The organism is Streptomyces sp. NPDC058231 (assembly GCF_042882275.1).
GTDB lineage: Bacteria > Actinomycetota > Actinomycetes > Streptomycetales > Streptomycetaceae > Streptomyces.
The window spans coordinates 200,898-208,482 of record NZ_JBHVWN010000008.1; the positions used below are offsets into that span (position 1 = coordinate 200,898).

Here is a 7,585-nt window from a genome sequence, read left to right on the forward strand (position 1 = left end):
GTGACAGTTACCGGCTTGTGAAATGGTTCATCAACTGTCAGCGACTGACACTAATCTTGTGGCATGACTAGTCAGACCACCGTCGAAAAGGCGTCGCGGGAGCCGCAGGACAGCGCCGCGCCCGTACCTGTCAAGGGGCTGCGCGGCCACCCCTGGCTGACGCTGTTCTCCGTGGCCATCGGCGTGATGATGGTCGCGCTCGACGGCACGATCGTCGCGATCGCCAACCCAGCGATCCAGAGCGACCTGCACGCCTCGATCGCCGACGTCCAGTGGATCACCAACGGCTACATGCTCGCGCTCGCGGTCTCCCTGATCACCGCGGGCAAACTCGGTGACCGGTTCGGCCACCGTCAGACCTTCCTCATCGGTGTCGTCGGCTTCGCCGCGGCGTCGGGGGCCATCGGCCTCACCAGCAGCGTCGCTCTCGTGATCGCCTTCCGGGTGCTGCAGGGTCTCTTCGGCGCCCTGCTGATGCCCGCCGCGCTCGGCCTGCTGCGCGCCACCTTCCCGGCTGAGAAGCTCAACATGGCGATCGGCATCTGGGGCATGGTGATCGGTGCCTCCACCGCTGGTGGCCCGATCCTCGGCGGTGTGCTCGTCGAGCACGTCAGCTGGCAGTCGGTCTTCTTCATCAATGTGCCGGTCGGTGTGATCGCGCTTCTGCTGGGCCTGGTGATCCTCAAGGACCACCGCGCCGATAACGCGCCGCGCTCCTTCGACATCGGCGGCATCGTGCTGCTGTCGCAGGCGATGTTCTGCCTGATCTGGGCACTCATCAAGGGCGCGGAGTGGGGCTGGGGCGACTACCGGACGCTCGGCTTTCTGGGCGCCGCCGTGGTCCTGTTCGTGGTCTTCGCCTTCTCCCAGAAGAACGTCAGGGAACCGCTGGTACCGCTGGCGATGTTCCGGTCCGTGCCGCTGTCCGCAGGTGTGGTCCTGATGGTGCTGATGGCCTTCGCCTTCTTGGGCGGGCTGTTCTTCGTCACCTTCTACCTCCAGAACGTGCATGGTCTGAGCCCCGTCGACAGCGGTCTGCACCTGCTGCCGCTGACCGGCATGATGATCGTCGCCTCGCCGCTCGCTGGCGTCATGATCACCAAGTTCGGCCCGCGGGTTCCGCTGGTCGGCGGCATGGTGTGCACGGCGGTCGCCATGTTCGGCATGTCGCAGCTGGAGATCGACACCGGCACCGTGACCATGTCGATCTGGTTCGGTCTGCTCGGCCTCGGCCTCGCCCCGGTGATGGTCGGCGCGACCGAGGTCATCGTCGGCAATGCCCCGATGGAGCTCTCCGGGGTCGCGGGCGGTCTGCAGCAGGCCGCCATGCAGGTCGGCGGCAGCCTCGGTACGGCGGCGCTGGGCGCGGTCATGGCCTCCCAGATCGACTCGCAACTGCCCGACAACTGGACGGCCGCGAAGCTTCCTCCCCTTACGCCGGAGCAGCTGGACGCCGCGTCCTCGGCCGTCAAGGTCGGCGTACCGCCGGTGGACGGCAGCACTCCGCCGGAGGTCGCGGCGAAGATCGTGGGCGTCGCCCATGACACGTTCGTGTCGGGCATGAGCACGGCGTTCATGGTGGCCGGCATCGTCGCGGTGATCGCCGCGCTGGTCGCCACGCTCACCAAGCGGGGTGCGAATGCCGAGGCGGGCGCGGGCGCGGGTCACATCTGACCCCCCCGCCGTTCCTCACCGGCCTCGCGCGCCGATCGGGCGCGAGCGGTCAACACCGTGCATACGACAGCCCCGCCGGAGCTCTCCGGCGGGGCTGTCGCCTATCCGGGTGATCCGGCCCGGCACCCCTTCCGGTGGAGCTGTCCCGCAGGTCAGGGTGCGTGCAACTGATCCGCACCACCACGGGGGTTGACTGATATGCGTACGACCGTACTTGCCGCGGCACTGGCCGCCACCGCGCTCACGCCGCAGGCTGTACAGGCGGCACAGCGCACTCCGGCCGCACAGGCCGTGGCGGCCGCACCGGCGCCGCACGCCGCGCCCGTCCGGCTCGGGACCTGCGGGGCGGGTGAACTCTGTCTCTGGGAGAAGCCGGACTTCAGGGGAGCCCGGCAGACCCATGAGCTCTCCACCATCGACATCGAGAGCTGTGTGCCGCTGCCGCCGGGCAGCAGGGTCCAGTCGCTCGCCAACCGCACCGGTCGTCCCGTCACCACCTACCAGTCGGCGGAGTGCGCCGAGACCGGCGAGTTCGAGACCTATCCGGGCGGCGGCACCTGGCTGCCGCAGTCGCCTTACCAGGTCAGGGCCTTCAAGGTCTGGGAGAACTGACGCCGAAGGGCGGCCGGACCAGGAGGTCCGGCCGCCCTTCGTACGCGGTCCGGTGGTGCCTACGCGTCGCCGCCGGCCGCGCCCGGGTCGGCCGCGGTCACATCGAGGAGCTCGTACCGGTCGATCGCCTGCTTCAGCAGCGAACGGTCGACCCGGCCTTCCTTCGCGAGCTCGGTGAGCACCGCGAGGACGATCGACTGCGCGTCGATGTGGAAGAACCGGCGGGCCGCGCCGCGCGTGTCGGCGAAGCCGAAGCCGTCCGCGCCCAGCGACTGGTAGGCGCCGGGCACCCAGCGCGCGATCTGGTCCGGCACGGAACGCATCCAGTCCGAGACCGCCACGAACGGGCCCTCGGAGCCGGAGAGCTTCCGCGTGACGTACGGGACGCGCTGCTCCTCCTCCGGGTGCAGCAGGTTGTACCGCTCCACCTCCACGGCCTCGCGGCGCAGCTCGTTCCAGGACGTCGCCGACCAGATGTCCGCCCTCACGTTCCACTCGTCGGCGAGGATCTGCTGCGCCTCGACCGCCCACGGGACCGCCACACCGGACGCCAGGATCTGGGCCGGGATCTGGCCCCGCTCGCCGCTGCTGTAGCGGTAGACGCCCTTGAGGATGCCGTCGACGTCCACGTTCTCCGGCTCGGCGGGGTGCCGGATCGGCTCGTTGTAGACGGTGAGGTAGTAGAAGACGTCCTCGTTCTCGTCGGGGGTCCCGCCGTACATCCGGCGCAGACCGTCCTTGACGATGTGCGCGATCTCGTAGCCGAACGCCGGGTCGTACGCGACGCAGCCCGGGTTCGTCGAGGCGAGCAGCTGCGAGTGGCCGTCCGCGTGCTGCAGACCCTCGCCGGTCAGCGTCGTACGGCCGGCGGTCGCGCCCAGCACGAAGCCGCGCGCGAGCTGGTCGGCCATCTGCCAGAACTGGTCACCGGTGCGCTGGAAACCGAACATCGAGTAGAAGACGTACACCGGGATCAGCGGCTCGCCGTGCGTGGCGTACGCCGAACCCGCGGCGATCAGCGACGCGGTGCAGCCGGCCTCGGAGATGCCGTCGTGCAGCATCTGACCGGTCGGCGACTCCTTGTACGTGAGCAGCAGATCGCGGTCCACCGACTCGTACTGCTGACCCAGCGGGTTGTAGATCTTCGCGCTCGGGAAGAAGGCGTCCATGCCGAAGGTGCGGTACTCGTCGGGCGCGATCAGCACGAAACGCTTGCCGATCTCCTTGTCCCGCATGAGGTCCTTCAGGATGCGGACGAACGCCATGGTCGTGGCGATCGACTGCTGGCCCGAACCCTTCTTCGCGGTCGCGTACGTCTTGTCCTCGGGGAGGACCAGCGGCTTCGCGCGCACCACGCGGGTCGGGACGTAGCCGCCCAGACCCTTGCGGCGGTCGTGCATGTACTGGATCTCTTCCGAGTCGCGACCCGGGTGGTAGTACGGCGGGTAGCCCTCGTCCAGCTGCTTGTCCGTGATCGGGATGTGCAGCCGGTCGCGGAACCGCTTGAGATCCTCGACCGTGAGCTTCTTCATCTGGTGGGTCGCGTTGCGGCCCTCGAAGTTCGGTCCGAGCGTCCAGCCCTTGACCGTCTGCGCCAGGATCACCGTCGGCTGGCCCTTGTGGGCCTTGGCCGCCGCGTACGCCGCGTACACCTTCCGGTGGTCGTGACCGCCGCGTCCCAGGTGCAGGATCTGGTGGTCGGACATGTCCTTGACCATCTCGCGCAGCCGCGGGTCGTCGCCGAAGAAGTGCTCACGGATGTACGCGCCCGTCTCGGTGGCGTACGTCTGGAACTGGCCGTCCGGCGTGATGTTCAGCTTGTTGACCAGGATGCCCGTGCGGTCCTGTGCGAGCAGCGGGTCCCAGGTGCGGTCCCAGACCAGTTTGATGACGTTCCAGCCGGCGCCGCGGAACTGCGACTCCAGCTCCTGGATGATCTTGCCGTTGCCGCGCACCGGTCCGTCGAGGCGCTGCAGGTTGCAGTTGACCACGAACGTCAGGTTGTCGAGTCCCTCGCGGGCGGCGATGGAGAGCTGGCCCAGCGACTCGGGCTCGTCCATCTCGCCGTCACCGAGGTAGGCCCAGACGTGCGACCGGGAGGTGTCGGCGATGCCGCGCGCCTCCATGTAGCGGTTCATCCGGGCCTGGTAGATCGCGCCGAGCGGGCCGAGGCCCATCGAGACGGTCGGGAACTCCCAGAAGTCCGGCATCAGCCGCGGGTGCGGGTAGCTGGACAGGCCGTTCGGCGCCTTCGACTTCTCCTGGCGGAAGGCGTCGAGCTGCGCCTCGTTCAGCCGGTCCAGCAGGAACGCGCGGGCGTAGATCCCGGGAGAGGCGTGCCCCTGGAAGAAGATCTGGTCGCCGCCCAGACCGTCGTCCTTGCCCCGGAAGAAGTGGTTGAAGCCGACGTCGTACAGCGAGGCGGAGGAGGCGAACGTGGCGATGTGACCGCCGACGCCGATGCCCGGACGCTGGGCGCGCGACACCATCACGGCGGCGTTCCAGCGCGTCGCGTTGAGGACCTTGCGCTCGATCTCCTCGTCGCCGGGGAAGAACGGCTCGTCCTTCGTGGCGATCGTGTTCACGTAGTCCGTGCTGCGCATCTCCGGCACGGCGACACGCTTCTCACGCGCGCGCTCGATGAGCCGGAGCATCAGGTAGCGGGCCCGCTCGCGGCCGCGCTCGTCGACGGCGGCGTCGAGGGAGTCGAGCCACTCCTGGGTCTCCTCAGGATCGAAGTCCGGGACCTGGCTCGGAAGGCCGCCAATGATGATCGGGTTGCGATCGGATCCGGAAGCCACGCTGTTCCTTCGCTGTTCGGTGCTGCGTTACAGGGCCTGGTTACGGGAGGCACGCCCCCGGGATGTATGCATGTACGCCAGCACCATCGTGTACCGCGAGGGCGCAAACGTCATCTCTACCGGGGGGTAACTGTCAGGTGCCGGGTCATTGCGCCCGGTACGCGAGGAGGCTACGGCAGACGGGCCGGAGCAAACCGCAACCATACGCTCAACCCGTCCAAGCGCCCCGAAAGACTGCTCGACTCCGAATGGCGGACCGAAACGGCATAAGCTGTGGAAGGACGTAAAGGGTGTGGACGGCAGCGTCGAGCCCCGCAGCGGACATGCCGAGCGTGCGGCGACGTGGCAGGGAACGTCACCGTTTAGGCGGTCTCGCACGCTGGGTACTTGCGCGATCCGCCGCGCCCGTGTGGACTACGGCCAACGCCCCGCGCACGCGCGTGGCTGAAGCATTTTCCGAAACATGATCAGGAGGCAACCCGTGAGCGCGACCGCGGACCACGCGGAGGAACGGACCAACTCGGCTGCACGGCTGGGGTTCGAGCCCGGACAGGTGGTCCAGGAGATCGGCTACGACGACGACGTCGAGCAGGAGCTCCGTGAGGGCATTGAGGCCACTACCGGCCAGGAACTCGTCGACGAGGACTACGACGACGTCGCTGACGTCGTCCTGCTCTGGTTCCGCGACGAGGACGGCGACCTTACGGACGCGCTGGTGGATGCCATTGGTCTGATCGAGGACGGCGGTGCGATCTGGCTGATGACGCCGAAGACCGGCCGCGAGGGATACGTCGAACCGAGCGACATCAACGAGGCCGGACAGACAGCCGGTCTTTCCCAGACCAAGAGCATCAATGCGGGCAAGGACTGGACGGGCAGCCGTCTGGTCACCCCGAAGTCGGCCAAAGCCAAGCGCTGAACCGCACTCACCACGAGGCCCCCGCCGGTTGTGCACCGGCGGGGGCCTTCGTATGCCCGCCCGCGGGCCGGATCCCGCGTTGCCCGGCCGTGGCCCCCGGCGGGCGCTGCGGGGCTTCCCGGGGGCGCTGCGTAGGGTGGAGCCCACCCGGACGGCCCAGCCCGGTGAAGCAGCGAAGGGACACGTTTTCATGGCGATCGAGGTCGGCACCCAGGCCCCGGATTTCGAGCTGAAGGACAACCACGGCCGGACCGTGAAGCTCTCGGACTTCCGCGGCGAGAAGAACGTGGTGCTGCTGTTCTACCCGTTCGCCTTCACCGGCGTGTGCACGGGTGAGCTCTGCGCGCTCCGCGACGAGCTGCCGAAGTTCGAGAACGACGACACGCAGCTGCTCGCCGTCTCCAACGACTCCATCCACACCCTGCGTGTCTTCGCCGAGCAGGAAGGCCTCGAGTACCCGCTGGTCTCGGACTTCTGGCCGCACGGCGAGACCTCGCGGGCGTACGGCGTCTTCGACGAGGAGAAGGGCTGCGCGGTGCGCGGCACCTTCATCATCGACAAGGAGGGCGTGGTGCGCTGGACGGTCGTCAACGGCCTGCCGGACGCGCGCGACCTGAACGACTACATCAAGGCCCTCGACGCGATCTGACCGGTATCCGGACGATCTCGTGCCGGCGATCCGGACGCTCTCCCCGAGCCCCCGGTCAAAAGCCTGTTTTGGCCGGGAACCGGTCACTAGGATCCACTCGTTGATCCGATGCCAACGCAACGTGGAGGCGCCGGCACCTGTCGGCCCCCAAGAAACCAATGGGAGGACTCGTGGGAGTCAGCCTCAGCAAGGGCGGCAACGTCTCGCTGACCAAGGCCGCGCCCAACCTGACCGCCGTCATCGTCGGCCTGGGCTGGGATGCCCGCACCACCACCGGTGGGGACTTCGACCTCGACGCCAGCGCGCTGCTGACCAATGCGCAGGGCAAGGTCGGCAGCGACGGGAACTTCGTCTTCTTCAACAACCTCAAGAGCCCCGACGGCTCCGTCGAGCACACCGGGGACAACCTCACCGGTGAGGGCGAGGGCGACGACGAGGTCATCAAGGTGAACCTGGCCGGCGTCCCGTCCGACGTCGACAAGATCGTCTTCCCGGTCTCGATCTACGAGGCCGAGAGCCGCCAGCAGAGCTTCGGCCAGGTGCGCAACGCGTACATCCGCGTGGTCAACCAGGCCGACAACAGCGAGCTCGCCCGGTACGACCTGAGCGAGGACGCCTCGACGGAGACCGCCATGGTCTTCGGCGAGCTGTACCGCAACGGCACGGAGTGGAAGTTCCGGGCCATCGGCCAGGGCTACGCCTCGGGCCTGCGCGGCATCGCGCAGGACTTCGGCGTCAACGTCTGAGGACGGCCGAGAGCGCACGACCGGGCCGCACCCCCTGGGGTGCCGCCCGGGCAGCACCCAGCACGTCCCCGTCCCGGGGCCGCCCCCGGGGGGGCGCGCGCCCCCGCAACAAAACCGTTAAAGAAAAAGGGGAGGATGACAAACCGACAAATAAAAAAAAAAAAAAACCCCCCCAAAAATGTGG

General features: G+C 68.0%; 6 protein-coding genes. 5 read left to right on the forward strand and 1 reads right to left on the reverse strand.

From position 1 onward, the window contains the following. The first annotated feature begins 63 nt into the window (after positions 1 to 63). Together ACFVXE_RS08855 and ACFVXE_RS08860 are read left to right on the forward strand one after the other, a co-directional pair. Positions 64 to 1,674, forward strand: a complete 1,611-nt coding sequence (locus ACFVXE_RS08855) for an MFS transporter (RefSeq protein WP_389670320.1) — start codon at positions 64 to 66, stop codon at positions 1,672 to 1,674. Positions 1,675 to 1,872: 198 nt separating this feature from the next. Next, the gene (locus ACFVXE_RS08860; RefSeq protein ID WP_389670321.1) at positions 1,873 to 2,286 is read left to right on the forward strand and encodes a peptidase inhibitor family I36 protein; all 414 of its coding nucleotides are present in this window, start codon (positions 1,873 to 1,875) and stop codon (positions 2,284 to 2,286) included. Between the two features lie 59 nt (positions 2,287 to 2,345). On the opposite strand, the gene aceE is transcribed toward ACFVXE_RS08860, so the two are convergent. After that, positions 2,346 to 5,087 (reverse strand): pyruvate dehydrogenase (acetyl-transferring), homodimeric type, encoded by a 2,742-nt coding sequence (aceE, locus tag ACFVXE_RS08865; protein ID WP_389670322.1) that lies wholly within the window; start codon positions 5,085 to 5,087, stop codon positions 2,346 to 2,348. 481 nt (positions 5,088 to 5,568) lie between these two features. Here aceE and ACFVXE_RS08870 point away from each other — a divergent pair, with 481 nt between their 5' ends. The 3 genes from ACFVXE_RS08870 (at position 5,569) to ACFVXE_RS08880 (ending at position 7,401) form a co-directional block, all read left to right on the forward strand. Beyond that, positions 5,569 to 6,006: a DUF3052 domain-containing protein gene (locus tag ACFVXE_RS08870; RefSeq protein WP_389670323.1), complete on the forward strand. Its 438-nt coding sequence runs from the start codon at positions 5,569 to 5,571 to the stop codon at positions 6,004 to 6,006. Positions 6,007 to 6,196: 190 nt separating this feature from the next. Next, positions 6,197 to 6,655, forward strand: a complete 459-nt coding sequence (locus tag ACFVXE_RS08875) for a peroxiredoxin (RefSeq protein ID WP_389670324.1) — start codon at positions 6,197 to 6,199, stop codon at positions 6,653 to 6,655. 170 nt (positions 6,656 to 6,825) lie between these two features. Then, a complete protein-coding gene (locus tag ACFVXE_RS08880) occupies positions 6,826 to 7,401 on the forward strand; it encodes a TerD family protein (protein ID WP_389670325.1) in 576 nt (191 codons plus the stop codon). Positions 7,402 to 7,585: the final 184 nt, after the last annotated feature.

Coding starts and splice junctions, on each gene's coding strand:
- ACFVXE_RS08860 (WP_389670321.1), top strand. CDS start 1,873: ATGCGTACGACCGTACTTGCCGCGGCACTGGCCGCCACCGCGCTCACG.
- ACFVXE_RS08855 (WP_389670320.1), top strand. CDS start 64: ATGACTAGTCAGACCACCGTCGAAAAGGCGTCGCGGGAGCCGCAGGAC.
- ACFVXE_RS08875 (WP_389670324.1), top strand. CDS start 6,197: ATGGCGATCGAGGTCGGCACCCAGGCCCCGGATTTCGAGCTGAAGGAC.